This is a genomic window from Streptomyces sp. DF42, from assembly GCF_058267695.1.
This window is the reverse complement of the sequence record NZ_CM177859.1, coordinates 3,751,106-3,773,110: the sequence shown is the minus strand read 5'-3', so window position 1 is coordinate 3,773,110 and position 22,005 is coordinate 3,751,106. Positions and strand designations below refer to the sequence as shown.

Below are 22,005 nucleotides of genomic sequence, written 5' to 3'. Positions count from 1 at the left end.
CGAATAAGGGGGTGTTCTGCCGGTTCGGTCGGGCAGGAGACATCCTGAACATGTCGGCAGCACGGCGACGGATCCACCGTCGATCTACGTACTGACTCTTGAATCGTGAACTGGTGAATCGGTGAGGTGAAGCGCTGATGAGCACCACCCGGCCTTACTCGCCGGGCGACCGCGGCCCGGAGCCCAGCGGCGCTTCCGGGGGGTCCGAGGGTGATGGGGCCGAATCGTCGGCTGCGCCCGTGTCGTCCGGGAGCGGCCAGGTCCGCAGGCTGAACTTCGACGGAGAGAGCGGCGTCGTGCCGCTCGCCCGCGATTTCACCCGCCAGGCGTTGTACGCGTGGGGGTGGCTGCCCGCCGCCACCGCCGACCAGCGAGCCGCCGCGGAGGATGTCCTGCTGGTCGTCTCCGAGTTGGTCACCAACGCCTGTCTCCATGCCGAGGGCCCGGACGAGCTGTGGATCTCCTGCGACAAGAAGGTGATCCGCATCGAGGTCTCGGACAAGGGTTCGGGCCAGCCCGCACCCCGCACCCCGCACCGCGCGGGCCGCCCCGGCGGGCACGGCATGTTCATCGTGCAGCGCCTGTGTCTGGACTGGGGCGTGGTACGGACGCCCGGGGCGACGGGCAAGACCGTGTGGGCGGAGCTGGGCGCCCCCGCGTAGTCCACTGTGCCGGACGTACCCGCGTAGTCGGCTGTGCGCGGGTGCACTCGCGTGATTCGCCGTGCTTGGCGCGTCCGCGTAGTCCGCTGTGCCGGGTGTACCCACGTGATCCGCTCTGCCGGGCGCTCGCGGTCGCCTGTCCTCGTCTGCACGTGCCGAGGGGGGCAAGGAGCCTTCCGCCCCGAGGGGGCAAGCAGCCCCCGCCAGCCCCCGCCCCGACGGAGACAAGTAGCCGCCCCGACCCACGCGAGCCGAGCGAGCCGCCGCCCGCTGTGAAGGCCGTCCGGCGCTCCGCAGTGAACCCCCTCCCGGGCGCGGGGAGGGACATGCACCGTCGGTCGGCAGGCCGGGGCGTGGCCGACATCTTCCGGTGGGGCAGGCTCGACCGGGTCGGCAGGGGTTACCGAGGGTCACCCACGGCCCGCCTCCTCCACCCGCACCCCTTTCGGCGCGCGCCGGATCCCCACAACTCCGGCCCGCACCGTCTCTTCCTTCCTCAAGACCCCGGGCGTACCTTGACGGCCCAATCTGATGTGCCGTCAGGAACTCGAAGAGGGAGCGGAAACCGTGTCGTACCGGAAACGAACCGCCGCGCTCGCGTCCGCCGCGGCCCTGGCCGGCTCGGCGGTGCTGCTCGCCGCCCCCGCAGCCGAGGCCTCGGTCGTCGACGTCAACTACCAGTGCAGGACGCCGATCGGGAACAAGAGCGCCGTCTCGCCCATCGACATCAAGGGCGTCAGGAGCGGCAGCGGCTACAAGCTCACCATGTCGTGGCAGAAGGGCGTCTCCTCCAGCCCGGTCGAGCTGGGCAAGGGTGCGATGAGCCCGAGCGCCACCATCAGGCTGGGCGGCGCCGACAGCGGCACCGTGTCCGTCTCCGGGCCCGCCAACCAGGCCGCCATCCCGGCCAACACCCCCATCAAGATCAACGACTTGACGGGCACGTACACGCCGAAGAAGACCGGCAAGGTCACCTTCACCCCGGGCATCCTCACCATCAAGGCGCTCGGCACCACGACCACCTGCACACCGTCCAACAACCCCGGCCCGGCCCTCACGCTGGACGTGACGGCGGCGAGCGGCGGCTCCTCCGGCGGGACCGGACAGAGCGGCGGCGCGGCGGCCGACAGCGGCTCGTCCTCGGGAGGCTCTTCCCTCCCGCAGACCGGCCCCGACGACTCCGCCATCGCCCTCGGCACGCTCGGCGGCACGGTGCTCCTCGCCGGAGCGGCGGGCGCGTTGTGGATCACGCGGAGGAACCAGCCGGCCCGCCGCTGAACCGCTGCCACCACCGCTGGAGCCGCCGGATGTCGTCCGCCGCCCGTGTTCTGCTCGTGTCCCTGCTGCTGGTGCTGACCGTCGCCCCGTCGGCCTCGGCCGCCGACGGCTGGTCGCTGGCGCCCTCCGGCGGCTCCCGCCCCTCCTTCTACGCCGAGGGCGCCCCCGGGACGGTCCTGCAGGACACGGTGTCGGTGATCAACCGGAGCGGGCGGACGGTCACGGTACGGCTGAGCGGCACCGGCGTCCCGGTCGTCTTCGCCGACGGCCGGGTACGGGTGCCCGCCCGCACCCGGGCGGACGTCCCCTTCACGGTGAGCGGGCGCGACGACCGCACGGGCGCGATCGTCGCCCGTGACCAGGACGGCCGCACGGCCTCGGTCCCGGTCCGTCTGCGGGTGGGCGGACCGGCACTGTCCGCGCTCACCGTCGAGCACGTGGCGGTGCGCGGCGACCGCATCACCTACGACCTGGTCAACCGTGGCACCACGGCCCTCGTGCCGAGGCTCGCCGTGCACGCCGACGGGCTCTTCGGCCAGGTCCTCGACCGCGCCCAGCGCACCCTGCCCGTCCGCCTCCCGCCCGGCCGGCGTCTGCGGCTCACCGAGCCCTGGCCCGACCGTCCCGCCCTGGACTCGGTCGACGTCCGGCTGACCGTGACCGCGGCGGGCGGCGCGCACGACTCGGCCGGAGCATCGGCACGCTTCGTGCCGTGGGGCGTGGTGGCGGGGACCGCCGGGACGGTGACGGCAGGCGCCGCGCTGCTTCTCGTACGACGTCGCAGGCGCCGTACGACCGACGGCGAGGAGTTCGAATCCCCGCGTACGGAAACCGAGTTGACGGGAGCGGTGATGTGAACGGCAAGCTGCGGATGCCGGCGCTGCTGGCGGTGCTCGCGCTGCTCCTGCTGCCCCTGGCGGGCACGGCCGCGGCGGACGGGCCGAGCGTGAGGCTCTCCAAGTCCCAGGCGGGGACCGGTGGTTCGGTCACCGTCAGTGGCAGCGGCTGGCGGTCGCACGCCCTGCTGATGGTGCTGGTCTGCGGACGGTCCGTGCCGTCCCGGGGCGTGATCGGCGGGACCAACTCCTGTGCCAACGCGGACGGAAGAGCCGTCACCACCGATGCAAGGGGATCCTTCAGCAAGAAGCTGCCCGTCACCGAACCGCCCGTGCCCTGCCCCTGCGTGGTGCACGTGGCGACCGTCGAGGGCGCGAAGGCGCAGGCCGACGCGGTCCTCCAGGTGGCCGGGCACGCGGTCGAACCACTGCCCGCCGTGGCGTCCGGTGGGCGGCTGTCGGTCCTCACGGACACCCGGCTCGACGGCTCCAGCGGCCTGCTCACCTGGTTCGGAGCTCCGGCCTCGCGCACCCTCGTCCTCACCGTCGGCAACGCCGGCACGACCCCGGTCAGGAACCCCGTCTTCCAGGTCGGCACCTCCCACGGCGTGTTCGCCCCGCGGTGGGACGACCAGCAGTGGCGCGGCACCATCGAGCCCGGCCGCAGGGCACAGATGAAGCTCCCCGTCGAACTCACGGCGGGCGCGCACGGCGACTACACCGTCTCACTCAAGTACGGCGGGAGGGTCCTCGCCGAACAGCCCTGGGGCGTGGGCCGGCCCTGGGGCGTGACCCTGTTCTGGATCCTGGTCTGCCTGGTCGTGCCCGCCGCGGTGTTCCGCACCGGGATGGCCGTCGTGGACCGGATACGGCCACGGCGCGCCGGCGGGATCCGGCACCGGGGGCTGCGCCTGCCCCAACTCGGCCTGCACCTGCCGAAGTTCACCACCCGGGCGGAAGAAGCGCCCGCCTCCCCTACGACCCTGCCGTGGTTCACCCCGGACTCCGATCCGGGGACGGCCGGCCGGCTCTCCGCACCGCACGACGACAGCCCGACGAGTCCTACGACTCCCACCAGGAAGGGACCCACGTGAGAAAGCGAAGGAGAGTCACACCGGCCGGCACGGGGAGGCCGGTCGCGGCTGCCGCCGTGCTGGTGCTCGGCGGCGCGGGAGCCATGCTGGGGCTGGCCGCCGGGCCCGCGCAGGCCGCGGAGGTGTCGTTCGCGACGCACTGCGTGCCGCCTGCGGGCATCCCTCCCGTCGACGGCACCACGAAGGTCGAGGTCACCGCGCCCGCCACGGCGAAGGTGGGCGACACGGTGAACGTCGTATGGAAGTTCGTCCAGGCCGCCTCCAAGAACCCGGACATCATCGACCTGCCCGCGAACTCGGTCCAGCCGTCCGGCACCCTCAAGGCGGCCGGCGCCCAGACCACCGCCGTCGCGATGCAGGGGACGCGGGAGAACCCGGCCATCCCCAAGGGCGGCGCCATGGTGCTGTCCGACATGAAGGGCACCCTGAAGCTGACCGCGCCGGGCGAGGTGACGCTGACGCCGGACGCCTACACCGTCAACGCCATGTCGACGGACACCAAGTGCACGCCCACGCAGACGGTGCAGAAGGCGGCGACCATCGAGGTGACCGCCGGGGGCGGAAGCTCGTCGAGTACGACGCCGGACCCGACGGGCTCGGCCTCACAGTCGGCCTCGCCGTCCGCGTCGGCCTCCGACACGGCGAGCGCGTCGGCTTCCGCCAGTGACGGCACCGGCAGCGACCAGTCGGACTTCACCGGCAAGGAAGTCGACACCCCCTACACCTGCCAGTCGCCCATCGGCGAGAAGAAGGCGACCTCGCCCATCCAGATCAACGCCAAGAAGGACGGCGGGAGTTTCGCCCTCACCGTGCAGTTCAAGAAGTCGGTGATGGACAGTCCGGCCGACATCCCGAAGGGCTCGGTCAAACCGTCGATGGAGGTGGCCCTGGGCGGCGCCGACAAGGGCACGGTGCATGTGGAGGGGCCGACCAACTCCGAGGCCATCAAGTCCGGCGACCCGATCGAGATCCCCGACCTCACCGGCACCTACAAGCCGGGCGCCGACGGCAGGTCGACCCTCTCCCCGGGCGTCCTCACGATCAACGCCCTCGGCACGACGACCACCTGCAAGCCCGACAAGTCCGAGGTCTCCCTGACCCTGGACACGACACAGCAGGCGAGCGGCGCGTCGGGCGGCTCGTCGTCGACCTCCGGCGGTACGTCGTCCTCGTCCTCGTCGTCGAGCGGCGGTCTGGCCGAGACGGGCGCGAGCGACCACGGCGCGCTGAAGGCCCTGGGCCTGGTGGCAGGCACGGCGGTGCTGCTGGGCGCGGCGGTGTTCACGTTCCTGCCGGGGCGCCGGGCTCGGTAGGACCCAGCCCCTACGGCGAGAGGGCCACCGCACCCACGAGGATGCAGTGGCCCTCTCGTCGTGGGGACCACGCCGGAGGACGTCGTCAGCGGACCACGTCAGTGCACGTCGCCCATGAGTTCCCTGACCCGCTTGCGGTACATCCACACCGCGGCACCGGCGAGCACCGCGAGCACCGCCTGCAGGGTCACGATGCCCGTCTTGTTCAGGTCGACGCCCGCGATGGACAGCAGACCGGTCGTGGCGTCACCGGCGGTGACGGCCAGGAACCAGACACCCATCATCTGGGAGGCGTACTTGGCGGGCGCCATCTTGGTGGTGACCGACAGGCCGACCGGGGAGAGCATCAGCTCACCGACCGTCTGCACGAAGTAGATGCCCACCAGCCACATCGCCGCGGCCTTGTGACCACCGTCGGCGATCGAGAGCGGCGCGAGGAAGAGGAAGAAGGACGCACCGATCAGGACGAGACCGCCGGTGAACTTCACCGCGGTGCTCGGCTCCTTGCCGCGCCGCGCCATCGCCAGCCACGCCCAGGCGAAGACCGGCGCGAGCGCCATGATCATGACCGGGTTGACGGACTGGTACCAGGAGACCGGGAACTCCCAGCCGAAGACCGTGTTCTTCGCCGAGGCCTCGGCGAACAGCGACACGGTCGAACCACCCTGGTCGTAGATCATCCAGAACACGGCGGCGGCGACGAAGAACCAGATGTACGCGCTCATCTTGGACTGCTCGGCGCGGTCCAGTTCCTTGTCCCGCTTGATGCGGGCGATCACGACGACCGGGATGAGCAGACCCGCGATCGTGATCGGGACCAGCAGCCAGTTCAGCGTGTAGACGCCGGAGACGCCGACGGCGATGTAGAAGACGGCCGCGATGCCCGCCCACAGGGCGGCCTTCGTCAGGGTGGCCTTCTTCTCGGCGTCCGACAGCGGCGTCGGGACGATGTCCGAGCGCGCGTCCAGGTGGCGCGTGCCGAGCAGGAACTGGGCCAGCCCCAGCGCCATGCCGAGCGCGGCCAGCGCGAAGCCCAGGTGCCAGTTGACGCTCTCACCGACGGTGCCGATGACCAGCGGTGCGGCGAAGGCTCCCAGGTTGATGCCGATGTAGAAGAGCGTGAAGCCACCGTCGCGGCGCGGGTCCTGCGGGCCGTCGTAGAGGTGACCGACCATCGTGGAGATGTTGGCCTTCAGCAGACCGGAACCGATGGCGACCAGACCGAGGCCCGCGTAGAAGGTGCCGGAGCTCGGCAGGGCCAGGGTGAGGTGGCCCAGCATGATGACCACGCCGGCGACGGCGACGGTCTTGCGGGGGCCGAGCACACGGTCCGCGAACCAGCCGCCCGGCAGGGTGAGCAGGTACACGAGCGACAGGTACACCGAGTAGATCGCGGTCGCGGCGCCGGCGCTCAGGTGCAGCCCGCCCGGGGCCACCAGGTACAGCGGGAGCAGTGCCTTCATGCCGTAGTAGGAGAAGCGCTCCCACATCTCGGTCATGAAGAGGGTGGCCAGACCGCGAGGGTGGCCGAAGAAGGTCTTCCCGGAAGGGGGGGTGCCCGGGCGAACCGAGTCCGTCGTCAAGCTGGACGCCATGGTCGTTCCTTGCTGGTGGGGGTTTACCGCACACAAATGAGACCTTCAGCGCCAAGTGGTCGCCAAAGGTCATCGAAGTGCTACAGGCGTTGTTTCACCATACGGCAGGACACTGCCGGATATGGAAGGACTTGAGACACGGATCACAGGTGATCGTGGAACCGTACACACCCTTTCCAAGGCCCCCACCGCGATCGCACCACACAGACACAGGCTCGCACCGATCCGCCCAAAGGTAAGAATCACGCGTGCCGATCACACCCCAGCACATCTCAAGAGCGGACTACCATCACCTCATGACCCGTGTACTGCTCGCCGAGGACGACGCGTCCATCTCGGAGCCGCTGGCCCGCGCCCTGCGCCGGGAAGGCTACGAGGTCGAGGTGCGCGAGGACGGCCCCACCGCACTCGACGCCGGAATACAGGGCGGCATCGACCTGGTCGTGCTGGACCTCGGTCTGCCCGGCATGGACGGCCTGGAGGTGGCCCGCCGGCTGCGTGCCGAAGGCCACACCGTGCCGGTCCTGATCCTCACCGCGCGTGCCGACGAGGTGGACACCGTCGTCGGTCTCGACGCGGGCGCCGACGACTACGTCACCAAGCCCTTCCGGCTCGCCGAACTGCTCGCCCGTGTCCGCGCCCTGCTGCGGCGCGGCGCCGCGGAGCCGGTGCAGCCGCCCGCGACGCACGGCGTGCGGATCGACGTGGAGTCGCACCGCGCGTGGATGGGCGACGAGGAACTCCAGCTGACCGCCAAGGAGTTCGACCTGCTGCGGGTCCTCGTGCGGGACGCCGGACGCGTCGTCACCCGCGACCAGCTGATGCGCGAGGTCTGGGACACCACCTGGTGGTCGTCGACCAAGACCCTCGACATGCACATCTCGTGGCTGCGCAAGAAGCTGGGCGACGACGCGGCGAACCCCCGGTACATCGCCACGGTACGAGGCGTGGGTTTCCGCTTCGAGAAGAGCTGAACCCCCACCCGTAGCCCGACCCAGGTACAGAGGACATGCGCCGTCGACTGATCCAGTCCACGCTCGCCGTGGTGCTCGTCGTGATTGCCGTCTTCGGCGTGTCCCTCGTCATCGTCGAGACGCGGACCATCAGCAACAGCGCCCAGGAACGGGTCAGTTCCGAGGCGCAGCGACTGGCCAGCATCGTGGACAGCCGGCTCGTCGGGGCGGGAGCCGTCACCGCGGACGTCCTCAAGAAGCAGGTCACGGGGGAGCGGTACGCCGTCATCCGGATCCCCGGGCAGGCCGCCATCAAGGTCGGCACCAAGCCCGAGGGCGACGCCATCCGCGGACGGGCCACCGGCGAGGAGGGCGAGCGGGTCGTCGTCGAGGAGCCGCGCTCCACGGTGAGCCGTGAGGTCGGCCGGACGCTGCTGGTCATCGGGCTTGTCGCGATGCTCGCCGTGGTGGCCGCCGTCCTGCTGGCGATCCGCCAGGCCAACCGGCTCGCCTCCCCGCTCACCGACCTCGCCGAGACCGCCGAGCGGCTGGGCTCCGGCGACCCGCGCCCCCGCCACAAGCGCTACGGCGTCCCGGAGCTGGACCGGGTCGCCGACGTGCTGGACTCCTCGGCCGAGCGCATCGGCCGCATGCTCACCGCCGAACGGCGCCTGGCCGCCGACGCCTCCCATCAGCTGCGCACACCGCTGACCGCGCTGTCGATGCGGCTGGAGGAGATCACCCTCACCGACGACCCGGACACGGTGAAGGAGGAGGCCAACGTCGCCCTCACCCAGGTCGAGCGCCTCACGGACGTGGTGGAGCGGCTCCTCACCAACTCCCGCGACCCCCGCACCGGCAACGCCGTCTCCTTCGACCTCGACGAGGTCATCCAGCAGCAGCTCGCCGAGTGGCGGCCCGCCTACCGCAGCTCGGGGCGGGCGATCGTGAGCTCCGGCAAGCGGCATCTGCAGGCGGTCGCCACACCGGGCGCGGTCGCGCAGGTGCTGGCGGCACTGATCGAGAACTCGCTGATGCACGGCGGCGGCACGGTGGCGCTGCGTACGCGCGTGACCGGCAACCAGGCCGTGGTCGAGGTGACCGACGAGGGTCCCGGCGTGCCCGCGGACCTCGGCGCACGGATCTTCGAGCGGACCATCAGCGGGCGGAACTCGACGGGCATCGGGCTGGCTGTGGCCCGGGATCTGGCGGAGGCGGACGGCGGACGCCTGGAGATGCTGCAGACGATGCCGCCGGTGTTCGGGCTGTTCCTGTCCCGCACGCCGCCACTGAAGCGCACGCCGGCCGAGGACGAGGAACCGACGGTCCGATAGCCGAGCCCGATCGTCGGGCTCCGACAGCCGGGCTCGGACGGCCGAGCGGGGTGCGGCCGGCTCAGCTGACGTGCTGTTCGGCCTTGGGCCGCTCGGCCCCGGCCTTCTCCAGGAACGATTCCGCGTCGGCGAGCGGCTCCCGGTCCGGCAGGGCCTTGAACACCCAGCTGCGGTAGGACCAGAACCGGAACAGCGTGCCCAGGCCGATGCCGACGACCTTGAAGATGTTGCGCTGCAGCGAGCTGTCCCAGCCGAAGCCGTAGATCGCGGCGTACAGGACGCCGTTCTCGATCACCAGGCCGACCAGGCTGAAGGCCAGGAACAGCGTCAGTTCCTTGGTCCGCGCACTCTTGTCACGGTCCCGGTAGGTGAAGTAGCGGAAGCCCAGGTAGTTGACGCCGATGGCGACGACGGTGGCGATCACGTTGGCGCGCACGGCCTGCAGGCTGGTCAGGTGCCACAGCAGGTTGGAGACGCCGAAGTTCACGACGGTGCCGAGAGCACCCACCGCACCGAACTTGGCGATCTCGTGTGCGAGCCTTCGCAGCCCGGAGGAACCCTGGTCCATGGTCCTGAAGGCCCCCATCCGGTCGGCTGCATCGTCTGCGTCGTCGTATTCGTCAACTCAAACCATGCTAACCACCCCCCTTCATAAACCGCTGTGCATGAGCTCACAGGTCGGAAACAGGTTGGAAAGAGCGGGGGAAGAGGGGGAAACATCCGGAAAGAGGCAGGTAAGAGAGGCGGAAAACGGCCGGAAACCGGTCCGGCCGGCGCGGCCGATACCCTGGGGGTGTGACGTTCCCGGTAGTCGGCATGGTCGGCGGAGGCCAGCTCGCTCGTATGACACACGAGTCAGGCATCCCGCTCGGCATCAGGTTCAAGCTCCTCAGTGACACCCCTCAGGATTCCGCGGCGCAGGTCGTCAGCGATGTCGTCATCGGCGACTATCGCGACCTCGACACGCTGCGCGCGTTCGCAAGGGGCTGCGATGTGATCACCTTCGATCACGAACACGTACCCACCGAGCATCTACGGGCCCTGGAGGCGGACGGCATCCCCGTGCGCCCCGGCCCCGACGCGCTCGTGCACGCCCAGGACAAGGGCGTGATGCGCGCGAAGCTCGATGCGATCGGCGTGCCGTGCCCGCGGCACCGTATCGTCGCCGACCCGGCGGACGTGGCCGCCTTCGCGGCCGAGGGCGACGGCTTCCCGGTCGTCCTCAAGACGGTCCGCGGCGGCTACGACGGCAAGGGCGTGTGGGTCGTCGACGACGTGACCCAGGCCGAGGACCCCTTCCGCGCGGGCGTCCCGGTCCTCGCCGAGGAGAAGGTCGACTACGTCCGCGAGCTCGCGGCGAACGTCGTCCGCTCCCCGCACGGCCAGGCGGTCGCCTACCCGGTGGTCGAGTCCCAGCAGGTGGCCGGCGTCTGCGACACGGTGATCGCACCGGCTCCCGGTCTCGACGAGACCCTCGCCCTGCAGGCCGAGCAGCTGGCCCTGAACATAGCCAAGGAACTGGACGTCGTCGGCCACCTCGCCGTCGAGCTGTTCCAGACCCGCGACGGCCGCATCCTCGTCAACGAGCTGGCGATGCGCCCGCACAACTCGGGTCACTGGACCCAGGACGGCGCGATCACGTCCCAGTTCGCCAACCACGTCCGCGCGGTCCTCGACCTCCCGCTCGGCGACCCGCGCCCGCGCGCGAAGTGGACGGTCATGGTGAACGTCCTCGGCGGCGACTACCCGGACATGTACTCCGCGTATCTGCACTGCATGGCCCGCGACCCCAAGCTGAAGATCCACATGTACGGCAAGGACGTGAAGCCGGGCCGCAAGGTGGGCCACGTCAACACCTACGGCGACGACCTGGACGACGTTCTCGAACGCGCACGTCACGCAGCCGGCTACCTGAGAGGCACGATCACCGCATGAGTACCGCTGCCGGCCCCGTCGTGGGCATCGTCATGGGTTCGGACTCCGACTGGCCCGTCATGGAGGCCGCTGCCCAGGCCCTCGACGAGTTCGAGATCGAGTACGAGGTCGACGTCGTCTCCGCGCACCGGATGCCGCGCGAGATGATCACGTACGGCGAGCAGGCCGCCGAGCGGGGTCTGAAGGTGATCGTCGCGGGCGCCGGGGGCGCCGCCCACCTGCCGGGCATGCTCGCCTCCGTGACCCCGCTGCCGGTGATCGGTGTGCCCGTGCCCCTGAAGTACCTGGACGGCATGGACTCCCTGCTGTCGATCGTGCAGATGCCGGCCGGTGTGCCCGTCGCCACGGTCTCCGTCGCCGGCGCCCGCAACGCCGGCCTCCTCGCGGCCCGCATCCTCGCCGCACACGACGAGGAACTCCTCGTCCGCATGCGGGAGTTCCAGCAGGAGCTGAACGACCAGGCGACGGAGAAGGGCAAGCGCCTGCGCGCCAAGGTCGAGGGCAACGCCGGCGGCGGTTTCGGCTTCGGGAAGTGACGCAGATGACCTCCCTGGAGGAAGCCCGCGCCCTGCTCGTCGAGTTCCCGGTCGTCGACGGGCACAACGACCTGCCCTGGGCGCTGCGCAAGGTCGGCTACGACCTCGACGTCCGCGACATCGCGCAGCCCCAGAACGCCCATCTGCACACCGACATCCCGCGTCTGCGCGAGGGCGGCGTCGGCGCGCAGTACTGGTCGGTGTACGTGCGCTCGGACCTGCCGGACGCGGTGCCCGCGACGCTCGAACAGATCGACTGCGTACGGCAGTTGCTGGCGCGGCATCCGGCGGATCTGGCGCCCGCGCTGACGGCCGCGGACATGGAGGCGGCGCGCCGGGAGGGCCGTATCGCCTCGCTCATGGGGGCGGAGGGCGGCCACTCCATCGCCTGCTCGCTGGGCACGCTGCGGGGCTTGTACGGGCTGGGCGTGCGCTACATGACGCTCACCCACAACGACAACAACCCGTGGGCCGACTCGGCGACCGACGAGCGGAACGTCGGCGGTCTGTCCGCCTTCGGCCGTGAGGTCGTCCGGGAGATGAACCGCCTCGGCATGCTCGTCGACCTCTCGCACGTGGCGGCGACGACGATGCGGGACGCCCTCGACGCGACGAGCGCGCCGGTGATCTTCTCCCACTCCTCCTCCCGCGCCGTCTGCGACCACCCGCGCAACATCCCGGACGACGTCCTGGAACGTTTGCCGGGCAACGGCGGCGTGGCCATGGTCACGTTCGTGCCGAAGTTCGTGCTGCAGGCGGCCGTGGACTGGACGGCCGCGGCCGACGACAACCTGCGCGCCCACGGCTTCCACCACCTGGACACCAGCGAGGAGGCGATGAAGCTGCACCGCGCCTTCGAGGAGCGCACGCCGCGCCCCGTCGCCACGGTGTCCACGGTCGCCGACCACCTCGACCACATGCGCGAGGTCGCCGGCATCGACCACCTCGGCATCGGCGGCGACTACGACGGCACGGCCTTCACACCCGACGGTCTGAGCGACGTCTCCGGCTACCCGAACCTGATCGCCGAACTGCTGGACCGCGGCTGGTCGAAGCCCGACCTGGCCAAGCTGACCTGGCAGAACTCGGTACGGGTGCTGGGTGCGGCGGAGGACGTGGCACGGGGCCTTCAGGCGACCCGCTCGCCGTCCAACGCCACGATCGAGTCGCTGGACGGCTCCGAGGGCTGAGCCGGCCGAGCGTCGAGGGCGGGGTGGTCGGTGCAGCCGTCGGCCCCGCCCCCGGTGCCCCAGCAGCTGCTCGCCTCGGTGCGCACGTCCGGCGGGCACCGGGACCACCCGGAGGCGGCCGTGGACCGGGTCGTGCGGATCCAGGAGCCGCACGCGGCCGGGCTGCACAGCGAGAAGATCCGGCAGCTGCTGCCCTGTATGCGCGACCAGGACCGCGGGCCTTCGGCGAACCCCGTGTCCGGCCGCGGACCTCGCGCCGGAACGCGACCGCATCGACCGCGTGATCGCCGACCTGGTCCGCTCCCGGGACACCCTGGACGAGGTCATCGAGGCGGCCCAGGAGCGCTGTACCGGTCCGGTCCCCCGAACGCCCCACTCACCAGGAAGCCCCCCGCGCCCCCGTGCGACGGTGACCGTACCCCTTGGGGACGATTCACGACGTACGGAGCCCGCCATGGCAGACCTCCAGGACGAACTGCACAGCACCAGCGAGCTCGACGGCCTTCCGGACCCCTTCGAGGCCGAGACCTACGCGCAGGTCTCCGACCCGGCCGGCGCCCCGCTGGAGCGCGCCCGCGCCATCCTCGCCGTCCATCCCGTCGCCGACGGCTACAGCGGACTGCCGTGGGCGCTCAGGCATATGCCCTGGTACGACCTGGAGCTCGGCGAGGCCTCCGTCGACACGGACGTGCCACGGCTGCGCGAGGGCCACGTCGGCGCGCTGTTCTGGTCGCTGCACCTGCCGGGGGGCATCGTCGGGGACCGGGCCGTCGGCGCGACCCTGGAGCAGCTGGACCTGGTGAACACCGTCGTACGGACCCACCCCGAGGGCCTGCGCCTGGTGTGCACCGCCGGGCAGGCCACCGACGCCCGCAACTGCGGCCGCATCGCCGTCCTGCTCGGCCCCGCCGGAGCCGCCGCCCTCGGCGACTCCCTCGGCATCCTGCGCGCCCTGCACGCCCTCGGCCTGCGCGTCCTCACCCTGTCCGGGGTGTCCTGGGCGAGCGAGGCCGGGCTCACCCGGTTCGGCGAGGAGGTCGTGCGCGAGATGAACCGGGTCGGCGTGCTTCCCGACCTCTCCGGCGCCTCCGCGGACACCGTCCGCCGGGTCCTTGCGGTCTCCAGGGCGCCGGCCCTGTTCACCCGCTCCGCCGCCCGCTCCCTGTGCACCCACCCGGACAACCTCCCCGACGACCTGCTCGCCGAGCTGGGCGCCGCCAAGGGCCTGTGCATGGTGCCGCTCACACCGGAGCAGACGGGTCAGTCCGTCCGGGACGTCGCCGACCACCTCGACCATGTGCGCGAGGTGGCGGGGCCGGCCTGCGTCGGCCTGTCCGGCACCTACGACGCCGGCACCGCGCACCCCCAGGAACTCGGCGACGCCTCCTGCTATCCGCACCTCATCGCAGAGCTGCTGCACCGCGGCTGGTCCGAGCCCGACATCGCCCTGCTGACCTGGGGCAACGTCCAGCGGGTCCTGCGCAGCGGCGACTTCGCCGCCCGCGCGGCCCAGCAGCGCCGGGAGCCGTCGACGGCGAAGATCGCGGAAGTGGACGGGTGACAGGAAAAGGCCGCTTACCGGTTCTCGATCCGGCACAGGCAGAAGGGGTGTCCGGCCGGATCGGCGTACACCTGGAAGTCCTTCTTCTCCCGGTCCTCAAGATCCAGCGGCCGCGCGCCCAGCGCCAGCACCTTCTCGTGCGCCGCGTCCATCTCCTCCCAGGTCGACCCGGCGTCGAAGTCGAGGTGGAACTGCTGCGAGTTGCGGTCCGCGCGCGGCCACTCGGGCGGGGTGAGGCCCTCCGCCCGCTGGAAGGCCAGCCGGGGCCCGCCCGGGACGTGCAGTACGACCCAGTCGGCGTCCCCCTCCTCGGGCGTACCGCCCACGACGCCCGCGTAGAAGCGGGCGAGTGCGCGCGGGTCGGGGCAGTCGAGGACGACGGAGCGGAAGCGGACCACGGACATGATGTCCTCCTGGTTCAGCGGACGCGCGGACGGATGCGAAGACAGGTGCACGGACAGGTGCGGAGAACAGGCGCGGAGACAGGTTCAGGCGCACGGAGTGGGTAGGACGGGTCAGCAGGCGCAGAGGCAGAACGGGTGTCCTGCCGGATCCGCGTAAACCCGCCAGGTGCGCGAGCGGTCGTCGGCGTCCAGGGGCTTGGCGCCCAGCGCCAGTACGCCCGCCTCGGCCGCGTCCAGGTCGTCGACGGTCAGGTCCAGGTGGAACTGCTGCGAGTGGTCGGGCGCGGGCCACTCGGGCGCCACGAACCCGGAGGCGGACTGGAAGGCCAGCGACTGTCCGCCGGGCACCTTCAGATCCACCCAGTCGCCCTCGCCCTCGACGGTGCCGCCCAGCACACCGGCGTAGAAACCGGCCAGCGCGCTCGGGTCGGGACAGTCCAGGACGACGACACCCAGCTTGGCGAGAGCCATGACTTCCTCCTCGGAGTCGGGGTAACCCATGGATGCGGTTACCCGTAAAGGCCTGCAACCAGTAACAGTTACTGCATGCTCTCGCATTGGAGGTAACGTCGCAAGCATGAGTGAGAGATCGGCCGCGCCGGGCGGTCTGGTCCTGGTCGAGTCCCTGGTGAACACGCTGGACATCGAGTCGGGGGCCGACGCCCTCGAAACGGCGGACGGCCGCGCGCCGTTCGGGCTCACCGAGGACGAGGTCCCCGCCGCACGCGAGCTACGCGAATCCCTGCGCGCGGTGCTGCTCGCCCACGCGGGCCACCCGCCCCACGCCCGGGTCACGCCCCTGGACGACCTGCTGGCCTCGGCGCCCCTGCGCCTGACCGTCGACGCCGTCGACGGTTCGGCGGCGCTGACCGCCACCGACGTACGCCCCCTGAACTCCCGTGTCGCCGCCGCCGTCGCCGAGGCCCTCGTCGCCGGCACCTGGCTGCGCCTGAAGGCCTGCGAGGCCGTCACCTGCCACTGGGCGTACTACGACCGCAGCCCGGCCGGCCGCGGGCGCTGGTGCTCGATGCAGGTGTGCGGGGCGCGCGCGAAAATGCGCCGGTACCGGGCGAAGTAGTTCACCCGCAGCGCCGGGGCCGGTGGTGCAGAATGCAACCAGACGCCGGTTCGGCCGACTGAGCCTCGGCCGAACCGGCGTCGTGTACGTCGAAAGCCCTGCCTGTCTCTAGGCGGTCGGGCGGCCCATCGCCCGGTACGTCCACCCGGCCTTGCGCCACACCTGAGGGTCGAGGGCGTTGCGCCCGTCCAGGATCACCCGGTCCGCCGCGACCGCGCCGAGCTCCTCAGGGTCCAGCTCGCGGAACTCCCGCCACTCCGTCAGATGCAGTACGACGTCGGCGCCCCGGACCGCCTTCGTGGCGGTGTCCGCGTAGCCGAGCGTCGGGAAGAGCCTGCGGGCGTTGTCCATGCCCTTGGGGTCGTAGACGGTCACCTGGCCGCCCTGGAGGTGGATCTGCCCGGCGACGTTCAGTGCGGGGGAGTCCCGTACGTCGTCCGAGTCGGGCTTGAAGGTCGCGCCGAGCACCGCGACGCGCTTGCCCAGGAAGGGGCCGCCGCCGAGCACCTGCCGCGCCAGCTCCACCATCTGCCCGCGCTGGCGCATGTTGATCGAGTCGATCTCGCGCAGGAAGGTCAGCGCCTGGTCGGCCCCCAGCTCACCGGCGCGGGCCATGAACGCCCGGATGTCCTTGGGCAGACACCCGCCGCCGAAGCCGATCCCCGCGCGCAGGAACTTCCTCCCGATCCGGTCGTCGTACCCGATCGCCTCGGCCAGCTTGGCCACGTCGCCGTTCGCGGCCTCGCACACCTCGGCCATCGCGTTGATGAAGGAGATCTTGGTGGCGAGGAAGGAGTTGGCGGCCGTCTTCACCAGCTCGGCGGTGGGGAAGTCGGTGACGACGAACGGCGTGCCCTCGGAGATCGGCGTCGCGTACACCTCGCGCAGCAGCTTCTCCGCCCGCTCGCTGCGCACACCCGCCACCAGCCGGTCGGGGTGCAGCGTGTCCTGGACGGCGAAGCCCTCGCGCAGGAACTCCGGGTTCCAGGCCAGCTCCGCGTCCGCCCCGGCCGGCGCGTGCTCGGCGAGGTAGGCGGCGAGCCGGTCGGCGGAACCGACCGGCACGGTGGACTTGCCCACGACCAGGGCGGGGCCGGTGAGGTGCGGGGCGAGGGAGGCTATGGCGGCGTCGACGTACGACATGTCGGCCGCGTACTCCCCGTGCCGCTGCGGTGTGTTCACGCACACGAAGTGCACGTCACCGAAGGCCGCGACCTCGGCGAAGTCCATGGTGAACCGCAGCCGCCCGCTCGATCCCTCGATCCCGGCCACGTGCTTCTTGAGCAGCTCCTCAAGGCCGGGCTCGTACATCGGGACCTCGCCCCGCTGGAGCGTCTCGATCTTCTCCGGTACGACGTCGAGCCCCAGTACCTCGAACCCGAGCTCGGCCATGGCCGCGGCGTGTGTGGCGCCGAGGTAGCCGGTGCCGATCACGGTGATCTTGAGGCTCATGAATGCTCCTGGGGTGCATCGTGGGGGTGCGCGGGACGAGCATAGTCGTGGCGTGAAACGGGCCTGCGCGGGGCAGTTTTCCCGCTGTCGCCAAGCTCACGTATCACTCCCGTGGGCCGCCCCCTAAAATTTGAGTTACTTAACGGTAATTAGCGGCGTCACCACGGTGCGTCAGAAGCGTCCTTGGAGCGTGAGAGACCTTGGCCGGATCGGCTGACTTCGACCTGTACCGCCCGTCCGAGGAGCACGACATGCTCCGCGACGCGATCCGTTCGCTGGCCGAGGCGAAGATCGCGCCGTACGCGGCCGCGGTGGACGAGGAGGCCCGCTTCCCGCAGGAGGCCCTGGCGGCCCTGGTCGCGAACGACCTGCACGCGGTGCACGTGCCCGAGGAGTACGGCGGCGCGGGCGCGGACGCGCTGGCGACCGTGATCGTGATCGAGGAGGTGGCACGCGTGTGTGCCAGCTCCTCCCTCATCCCGGCCGTGAACAAGCTGGGCTCGCTGCCGGTGATCCTCTCCGGCTCCGAGGAGCTGAAGAAGAAGTACATGACCCCGCTCGCCAAGGGCGAGGGCATGTTCTCGTACTGCCTCTCCGAGCCGGACGCCGGCTCGGACGCGGCCGGCATGAAGACGAAGGCGGTCCGCGAAGGCGACACCTACGTCCTGAACGGCGTGAAGCGCTGGATCACCAACGCCGGCGAGTCCGAGTTCTACACGGTGATGGCCGTGACCGACCCCACCAAGCGCTCCAAGGGCATCTCGGCGTTCGTCGTCGAGAAGTCGGACGACGGCGTCTCCTTCGGCGCCCCGGAGAAGAAGCTCGGCATCAAGGGCTCCCCGACCCGCGAGGTCTACCTCGACAACGTCCGTATCCCGGCCGACCGCATGATCGGCGAGGAGGGCACGGGCTTCGCCACGGCGATGAAGACCCTGGACCACACCCGCATCACCATCGCGGCCCAGGCCCTCGGTATCGCCCAGGGCGCGCTCGACTACGCCAAGGGGTATGTCCAGGAGCGCAAGCAGTTCGGCAAGCCGATCGCCGACTTCCAGGGCATCCAGTTCATGCTCGCCGACATGGCCATGAAGATCGAGGCCGCCCGCCAGCTGACGTACGCCGCGGCGGCGAAGTCGCAGCGCGGCGACAAGGACCTCACCTTCCAGGGCGCGGCGGCCAAGTGCTTCGCCTCGGACGTGGCGATGGAGGTCACCACGGACGCGGTCCAGCTGCTCGGCGGCTACGGCTACACCCGTGACTACCCGGTGGAGCGCATGATGCGCGACGCGAAGATCACGCAGATCTACGAGGGCACGAATCAGGTCCAGCGGATCGTGATGGCGAGGAACCTTCCGTAGGGCTTCGGCAGGACACACGCGTGCGTGGGCGTGGCCCGCACCCCCGGCCGGGGGTGCGGGCCGCAGTCGTTCACCCGGTCGGCTCCCGGGTGTCCGGGCCGACTGCGGCCGGGCCCAACACGGCTGTGGCGCCGACGGGTTGTCCGGGCGCGGGCGGGGACCGGCTTCTCCTCCGGGGCAGTTGACGTCCGGCCGGCCGGGATCGTGCCGATGGCGATCAACGCCCGGCAGGGCTACGCACGGTGACGACGGCCGAGCCGCCCGGGACCGCTCCCGGGCGAATCTGCCGGATACGTTGCGGATTGTTCGCGTCCGCCCGATGGCGCCCGGCGTCGGGCAGGCGTAGGACGGAAGGGCACGGGGCCCGCCCAGGGCCCCGCCGTCTCCCAGGAGGAGCCATGACCCAGCCCGGAATGACTGCCATGAGCAAGGAGATGCAGGACTGCGTCGAGGCGTGCATGGCCTGCCACAGCGTGTGCGAGGAGACCATGAGCTCCTGCATGCAGATGGGCGGTCAGGCCCAGATGCAGATCATGCGCGCGCTGATGGACTGCTCCGAGACGACCCGCATGTGCGCGGACATGATGATGCGCCGCTCGCCCATGTCGGCCGAGATGTGCGCGATGTGCGCCAAAGCGTGCGACATGTGCGCCGAGGCGTGTATGTCCATGCCGGACGACCCTCAGATGATGCGCTGCGCCGAGGCGTGTCGCCGCTGCGCCGAGATGTGCCGCACGATGGCGGGCGCCACGATGTGACCACCGCCTGACCGCACGGCCGCGAACCGGCGGTCACGCGAACAGCGGCTCCAGGGCCCGTTCCAGGTCCGCCGGTTCACGGAAGAGCACGCCGTGCATGCCCAGTTCCGCCGCCGTACGGAGGTTCTCCTCGCTGTCGTCGACGAACAGACAGCGCTCGGGCCGGATGCCCGCCAGCTCCGCCGCCAGGTGGTAGATGCGCGGGTCCGGCTTGGCGAGGCCCACGCGGGCGCTGTTGACGACATGGTCGGCGAGGTCGCTCAGGCCCATGGAGTGCAGGTCGGACTCCAGCTCCATCGCCGCGTTCGAGACGAGGACCACCGGCACCCGGACGCGGGCGCGGCGCAGCAGCCCCACGACCTCGTCGTCCGCGTGGAAGGGCGATTCGAGGAGCGCCAGGGCCAGTTCGTACGCCGTCTGCGGCTCGGCCACGAGCCCCGCGAGGCCTTGGGCGATCGCCTGCGCCCACTCCTGCGAGGTGATCTCGCCCAGCACCAGCGGCAAGACCGCGTCCGGCGCGAACGCCACCTTCTTGGTGGTGCCCTCGGCGATCCCCGTGGCGCGCTCCAGCGCCTCCAGACGGGAGGAGTCGAAGGACCGGATCACATTGTCGACGTCACACAGAACCGCCCCGAAGGGCGGTCTGCCGTTGCTGCTGTCAGTCACCCGAGACCGTGACCTTCTGGTCGTTGTTCAGCTCGTTCACCAGCGTCTTGACCTTCGCCTTGTCCCAGACGAGGTTGCCGCCGGTGGACCCGGAGATCGGCATGTTCATCGAGGTGCCGTCGCCGCCGCTGACGCCCTTCATCGCCCAGAACATGGACGCCAGGTCCCACAGGCTCATGTCCTTGTCGACGGTCAGGGAGTCCAGGCCCGCGCTCATCGTCGGGTACAGCTTGAAGGGGTTCAGCACCGTCGACGGGGTCGCCACCTGGTGGGCGAGCGCGGAGAGGAACTTCTGCTGGTTCTTGGTGCGCTGCAGGTCGCTCGTCGCGAAGGCGTGCCGGGTACGGACGAAGGCCAGGGCCTGCTCGCCGTTCAGCGTCTGCTTGCCCGACTTGAAGTCGGCGCCCGAGTACTTGTCCTTGAAGCCCTTGTCGATGTCGATGTCGACACCGCCGACCGCGTCGACGATGTTCGCGAAGCCGGCGAACCCGATCTCCACGTAGTGGTCGATGTGCAGGCCCATGTTGTACTCGACCGACCGCACCAGCAGCGTCGGCCCGTCCTCCGCGTAGGCCGCGTTCAGCTTCGTCTGCCGGCCCGTGCCCTGGTAGGTCTTGCCGGACGTGGATCCCTTGTACGTGGGGATCGTCACGTTCGAGTCGCGGGGCAGGGAGATCAGCGTGTCACCGCTGCCGCCGACGTGCAGGATCATCATCGAGTCGGTCCGCTTGCCCTCCGCGGAGCCGGTGTGCAGGTTCTTCTTCTGCGCGTCGGACAGCCCGGCACGGCTGTCGGAGCCGACGATCAGGTAGTTCGTGCCGTCGCCCGCCTCGGGCCGGTCCAGGACCGTGGACAGGTCGACGTCGCGGTGCAGCTTGCCGTCGGCCCAGAAGTAGGTGGCGACCGAGGTCACGACCAGCGCCGTCACCAGCGTGATCGCCGTCCACTTGACACGACGCCGCCAGTTCGGCCGCGGCCGCATCCCGCCCGGCCCACCGGGACCGCCCGGGCCCCCGCCGCCCGGCGAGCCGTAGACCTGACCGGTGTTGTAGCCGTCGTCGTAACCGTCGACCGCGGTGTCGTCGCCGTAGCCGCCGTGCCCCTGGCCGTTGACGTACGACGGCTGCTGGGGCACCCCGCCGTACGGCGGCGCGGAGGGGCCGGGGTCCCCGTACCCGCCCGAGGAGGGCCGGCGGACCTGCCGCATCGCGCGGGCGCCCTCAGGGCGCGCGTTCGCGCTGCCGCGTCCGTACCGGTTGCGGTTGTCGTCGGACCATGCCTGGGGCCAATCGTTCATGGGCCCCAGTGTGCAGGGAGCGGCCAGGTCGTTTACAAGGGTCGTCGGAAAATCAGGTCACGGCTGTTGCGAACCCAACACAAAGTCCGCAGATGTCGCCTCCGCATAAGGTGGAGGCCATGACAGACCAGGCCCCCGCCGCGGAACCGGACACTGCGGATATCCCGGGCAAGCCCACCTCGGCCTCCCGGACCACGCTCAGCCACATCATGACCCACAACGACACGAATCTTCTGGGCACGGTGCACGGCGGCGTGATCATGAAGCTGGTGGACGACGCGGCCGGCGCGGTCGCCGGCCGGCACAGCGGCGGCCCCGCCGTCACGGCCTCCATGGACGAGATGGCGTTCTTGGAGCCGGTCCGCGTCGGCGACCTCGTCCATGTGAAGGCCCAGGTCAACTGGACCGGGCGTACCTCCATGGAGGTCGGCGTCAGGGTCCTGGCCGAGCGCTGGAACGAGTCGGAGCCGCCCACCCAGGTCGGCTCCGCGTACCTGGTCTTCGCGGCCGTGGACGCCGACGGCAAGCCGCGCCGGGTGCCGCCGGTGCTGCCGGAGACGGAGAAGGACAGGCGCCGCTGCCAGGAGGCCCAGATCCGCCGCACCCACCGGCTGGCCCGGCGGCGGGCGATCATGGAGCTGCGGGAGAAACGCGCCGCCGAGGGCCTCGACGACTGAACAGCCTGCGACCGACCGGGACCGTGAC

Annotated in this window: 22 protein-coding genes and 1 pseudogene; 16 read left to right on the top strand and 7 right to left on the bottom strand. The window is 70.7% G+C overall.

The window, feature by feature from the left end; genetic code table 11:
• The first annotated feature begins 137 nt into the window (after positions 1–137).
• The 5 genes from ACYUED_RS17095 (at position 138) to ACYUED_RS17075 (ending at position 5,183) form a co-directional block, all read left to right on the top strand.
• Entirely contained in the window at positions 138–662 is a 525-nt protein-coding gene (locus ACYUED_RS17095) for an ATP-binding protein (RefSeq protein WP_491293135.1), read from the top strand.
• Between the two features lie 567 nt (positions 663–1,229).
• The gene (locus ACYUED_RS17090) at positions 1,230–1,940 is read left to right on the top strand and encodes an LPXTG cell wall anchor domain-containing protein (protein ID WP_491293134.1); all 711 of its coding nucleotides are present in this window, start codon (positions 1,230–1,232) and stop codon (positions 1,938–1,940) included.
• Between the two features lie 29 nt (positions 1,941–1,969).
• The gene (locus tag ACYUED_RS17085; protein ID WP_491293133.1) at positions 1,970–2,797 is read left to right on the top strand and encodes a hypothetical protein; all 828 of its coding nucleotides are present in this window, start codon (positions 1,970–1,972) and stop codon (positions 2,795–2,797) included.
• Positions 2,794–3,870 carry a hypothetical protein gene (locus ACYUED_RS17080; protein ID WP_491293132.1) on the top strand — a complete coding sequence of 359 codons (1,077 nt, stop codon included), beginning with the start codon at positions 2,794–2,796 and terminating at the stop codon, positions 3,868–3,870. The genes ACYUED_RS17085 and ACYUED_RS17080 overlap by 4 nt, the downstream gene beginning before the upstream one ends.
• A complete protein-coding gene (locus ACYUED_RS17075; protein ID WP_491293131.1) occupies positions 3,867–5,183 on the top strand; it encodes a hypothetical protein in 1,317 nt (438 codons plus the stop codon). The genes ACYUED_RS17080 and ACYUED_RS17075 overlap by 4 nt, the downstream gene beginning before the upstream one ends.
• A gap of 98 nt (positions 5,184–5,281) precedes the next feature.
• Here the strand turns inward: ACYUED_RS17075 and ACYUED_RS17070 are convergent, their stop codons facing one another.
• Positions 5,282–6,778 carry an oligopeptide:H+ symporter gene (locus ACYUED_RS17070; RefSeq protein ID WP_491293130.1) on the bottom strand — a complete coding sequence of 499 codons (1,497 nt, stop codon included), beginning with the start codon at positions 6,776–6,778 and terminating at the stop codon, positions 5,282–5,284.
• A gap of 296 nt (positions 6,779–7,074) precedes the next feature.
• On the opposite strand from ACYUED_RS17070, the gene ACYUED_RS17065 reads away from it, so the two are divergent.
• Positions 7,075–7,752, top strand: a complete 678-nt coding sequence (locus tag ACYUED_RS17065; protein WP_266515605.1) for a response regulator transcription factor — start codon at positions 7,075–7,077, stop codon at positions 7,750–7,752.
• 35 nt (positions 7,753–7,787) lie between these two features.
• The gene (locus ACYUED_RS17060) at positions 7,788–9,065 is read left to right on the top strand and encodes an ATP-binding protein (protein ID WP_491293129.1); all 1,278 of its coding nucleotides are present in this window, start codon (positions 7,788–7,790) and stop codon (positions 9,063–9,065) included.
• A 61-nt stretch (positions 9,066–9,126) separates the two neighbouring features.
• On the opposite strand, the gene ACYUED_RS17055 is transcribed toward ACYUED_RS17060, so the two are convergent.
• Entirely contained in the window at positions 9,127–9,633 is a 507-nt protein-coding gene (locus ACYUED_RS17055; RefSeq protein WP_491294295.1) for a GtrA family protein, read from the bottom strand.
• A 227-nt stretch (positions 9,634–9,860) separates the two neighbouring features.
• Here ACYUED_RS17055 and ACYUED_RS17050 point away from each other — a divergent pair, with 227 nt between their 5' ends.
• From ACYUED_RS17050 to ACYUED_RS17030, 5 genes and pseudogenes are all read left to right on the top strand, one after another.
• Positions 9,861–11,000, top strand: a complete 1,140-nt coding sequence (locus ACYUED_RS17050) for a 5-(carboxyamino)imidazole ribonucleotide synthase (protein WP_491293128.1) — start codon at positions 9,861–9,863, stop codon at positions 10,998–11,000.
• The gene (purE, locus tag ACYUED_RS17045; RefSeq protein ID WP_491293127.1) at positions 10,997–11,536 is read left to right on the top strand and encodes a 5-(carboxyamino)imidazole ribonucleotide mutase; all 540 of its coding nucleotides are present in this window, start codon (positions 10,997–10,999) and stop codon (positions 11,534–11,536) included. The genes ACYUED_RS17050 and purE overlap by 4 nt, the downstream gene beginning before the upstream one ends.
• Positions 11,537–11,541: 5 nt before the next feature.
• On the top strand, positions 11,542–12,726 hold the full coding sequence (locus tag ACYUED_RS17040) for a dipeptidase (RefSeq protein ID WP_491294293.1): 1,185 nt from the start codon (positions 11,542–11,544) through the stop codon (positions 12,724–12,726).
• A gap of 60 nt (positions 12,727–12,786) precedes the next feature.
• Positions 12,787–13,066, top strand: a pseudogene (locus ACYUED_RS17035) (MerR family transcriptional regulator); the annotation flags it as partial.
• A gap of 114 nt (positions 13,067–13,180) precedes the next feature.
• Positions 13,181–14,287, top strand: a complete 1,107-nt coding sequence (locus ACYUED_RS17030; RefSeq protein WP_491294292.1) for a dipeptidase — start codon at positions 13,181–13,183, stop codon at positions 14,285–14,287.
• Positions 14,288–14,301: 14 nt separating this feature from the next.
• Here the strand turns inward: ACYUED_RS17030 and ACYUED_RS17025 are convergent, their stop codons facing one another.
• Positions 14,302–14,691 carry a VOC family protein gene (locus ACYUED_RS17025; protein ID WP_491293126.1) on the bottom strand — a complete coding sequence of 130 codons (390 nt, stop codon included), beginning with the start codon at positions 14,689–14,691 and terminating at the stop codon, positions 14,302–14,304.
• A gap of 111 nt (positions 14,692–14,802) precedes the next feature.
• Positions 14,803–15,162 carry a VOC family protein gene (locus ACYUED_RS17020; RefSeq protein WP_491293125.1) on the bottom strand — a complete coding sequence of 120 codons (360 nt, stop codon included), beginning with the start codon at positions 15,160–15,162 and terminating at the stop codon, positions 14,803–14,805.
• A gap of 106 nt (positions 15,163–15,268) precedes the next feature.
• Between ACYUED_RS17020 and ACYUED_RS17015 the strand changes: the two genes are divergently transcribed.
• Positions 15,269–15,769, top strand: coding sequence for a CGNR zinc finger domain-containing protein (locus ACYUED_RS17015; protein WP_491293124.1), 501 nt, complete (start codon positions 15,269–15,271; stop codon positions 15,767–15,769).
• Positions 15,770–15,877: 108 nt separating this feature from the next.
• On the opposite strand, the gene ACYUED_RS17010 is transcribed toward ACYUED_RS17015, so the two are convergent.
• Positions 15,878–17,221, bottom strand: coding sequence for a UDP-glucose dehydrogenase family protein (locus tag ACYUED_RS17010; RefSeq protein WP_491293123.1), 1,344 nt, complete (start codon positions 17,219–17,221; stop codon positions 15,878–15,880).
• Between the two features lie 200 nt (positions 17,222–17,421).
• Between ACYUED_RS17010 and ACYUED_RS17005 the strand changes: the two genes are divergently transcribed.
• Both ACYUED_RS17005 and ACYUED_RS17000 read left to right on the top strand, forming a co-directional pair.
• Positions 17,422–18,579 (top strand): acyl-CoA dehydrogenase, encoded by a 1,158-nt coding sequence (locus ACYUED_RS17005; RefSeq protein WP_491293122.1) that lies wholly within the window; start codon positions 17,422–17,424, stop codon positions 18,577–18,579.
• 398 nt (positions 18,580–18,977) lie between these two features.
• Positions 18,978–19,337, top strand: coding sequence for a four-helix bundle copper-binding protein (locus tag ACYUED_RS17000; protein WP_491293121.1), 360 nt, complete (start codon positions 18,978–18,980; stop codon positions 19,335–19,337).
• A 33-nt stretch (positions 19,338–19,370) separates the two neighbouring features.
• Here the strand turns inward: ACYUED_RS17000 and ACYUED_RS16995 are convergent, their stop codons facing one another.
• Positions 19,371–20,003, bottom strand: coding sequence for an HAD-IA family hydrolase (locus ACYUED_RS16995; protein ID WP_491293120.1), 633 nt, complete (start codon positions 20,001–20,003; stop codon positions 19,371–19,373).
• Positions 19,996–21,300, bottom strand: a complete 1,305-nt coding sequence (locus tag ACYUED_RS16990; RefSeq protein WP_491293119.1) for an LCP family protein — start codon at positions 21,298–21,300, stop codon at positions 19,996–19,998. Before ACYUED_RS16990 ends, ACYUED_RS16995 begins: the two co-directional genes overlap by 8 nt.
• Positions 21,301–21,419: 119 nt before the next feature.
• On the opposite strand from ACYUED_RS16990, the gene ACYUED_RS16985 reads away from it, so the two are divergent.
• The gene (locus ACYUED_RS16985) at positions 21,420–21,977 is read left to right on the top strand and encodes an acyl-CoA thioesterase (RefSeq protein ID WP_491293118.1); all 558 of its coding nucleotides are present in this window, start codon (positions 21,420–21,422) and stop codon (positions 21,975–21,977) included.
• Positions 21,978–22,005 lie beyond the last annotated feature (28 nt).

Bases quoted from the DNA above. Each gene is read 5' to 3' on its own strand.
- ACYUED_RS17095 (WP_491293135.1), top strand. From the start codon at position 138: ATGAGCACCACCCGGCCTTACTCGCCGGGCGACCGCGGCCCGGAGCCC.
- ACYUED_RS17085 (WP_491293133.1), top strand. From the start codon at position 1,970: ATGTCGTCCGCCGCCCGTGTTCTGCTCGTGTCCCTGCTGCTGGTGCTG.
- ACYUED_RS17070 (WP_491293130.1), bottom strand. From the start codon at position 6,778: ATGGCGTCCAGCTTGACGACGGACTCGGTTCGCCCGGGCACCCCCCCT.
- ACYUED_RS17065 (WP_266515605.1), top strand. From the start codon at position 7,075: ATGACCCGTGTACTGCTCGCCGAGGACGACGCGTCCATCTCGGAGCCG.
- ACYUED_RS17060 (WP_491293129.1), top strand. From the start codon at position 7,788: ATGCGCCGTCGACTGATCCAGTCCACGCTCGCCGTGGTGCTCGTCGTG.
- ACYUED_RS17055 (WP_491294295.1), bottom strand. From the start codon at position 9,633: ATGGACCAGGGTTCCTCCGGGCTGCGAAGGCTCGCACACGAGATCGCC.
- purE (WP_491293127.1), top strand. From the start codon at position 10,997: ATGAGTACCGCTGCCGGCCCCGTCGTGGGCATCGTCATGGGTTCGGAC.
- ACYUED_RS17040 (WP_491294293.1), top strand. From the start codon at position 11,542: ATGACCTCCCTGGAGGAAGCCCGCGCCCTGCTCGTCGAGTTCCCGGTC.
- ACYUED_RS17030 (WP_491294292.1), top strand. From the start codon at position 13,181: ATGGCAGACCTCCAGGACGAACTGCACAGCACCAGCGAGCTCGACGGC.
- ACYUED_RS17025 (WP_491293126.1), bottom strand. From the start codon at position 14,691: ATGTCCGTGGTCCGCTTCCGCTCCGTCGTCCTCGACTGCCCCGACCCG.
- ACYUED_RS17020 (WP_491293125.1), bottom strand. From the start codon at position 15,162: ATGGCTCTCGCCAAGCTGGGTGTCGTCGTCCTGGACTGTCCCGACCCG.
- ACYUED_RS17015 (WP_491293124.1), top strand. From the start codon at position 15,269: ATGAGTGAGAGATCGGCCGCGCCGGGCGGTCTGGTCCTGGTCGAGTCC.
- ACYUED_RS17010 (WP_491293123.1), bottom strand. From the start codon at position 17,221: ATGAGCCTCAAGATCACCGTGATCGGCACCGGCTACCTCGGCGCCACA.
- ACYUED_RS17000 (WP_491293121.1), top strand. From the start codon at position 18,978: ATGACCCAGCCCGGAATGACTGCCATGAGCAAGGAGATGCAGGACTGC.
- ACYUED_RS16990 (WP_491293119.1), bottom strand. From the start codon at position 21,300: ATGAACGATTGGCCCCAGGCATGGTCCGACGACAACCGCAACCGGTAC.
- ACYUED_RS16985 (WP_491293118.1), top strand. From the start codon at position 21,420: ATGACAGACCAGGCCCCCGCCGCGGAACCGGACACTGCGGATATCCCG.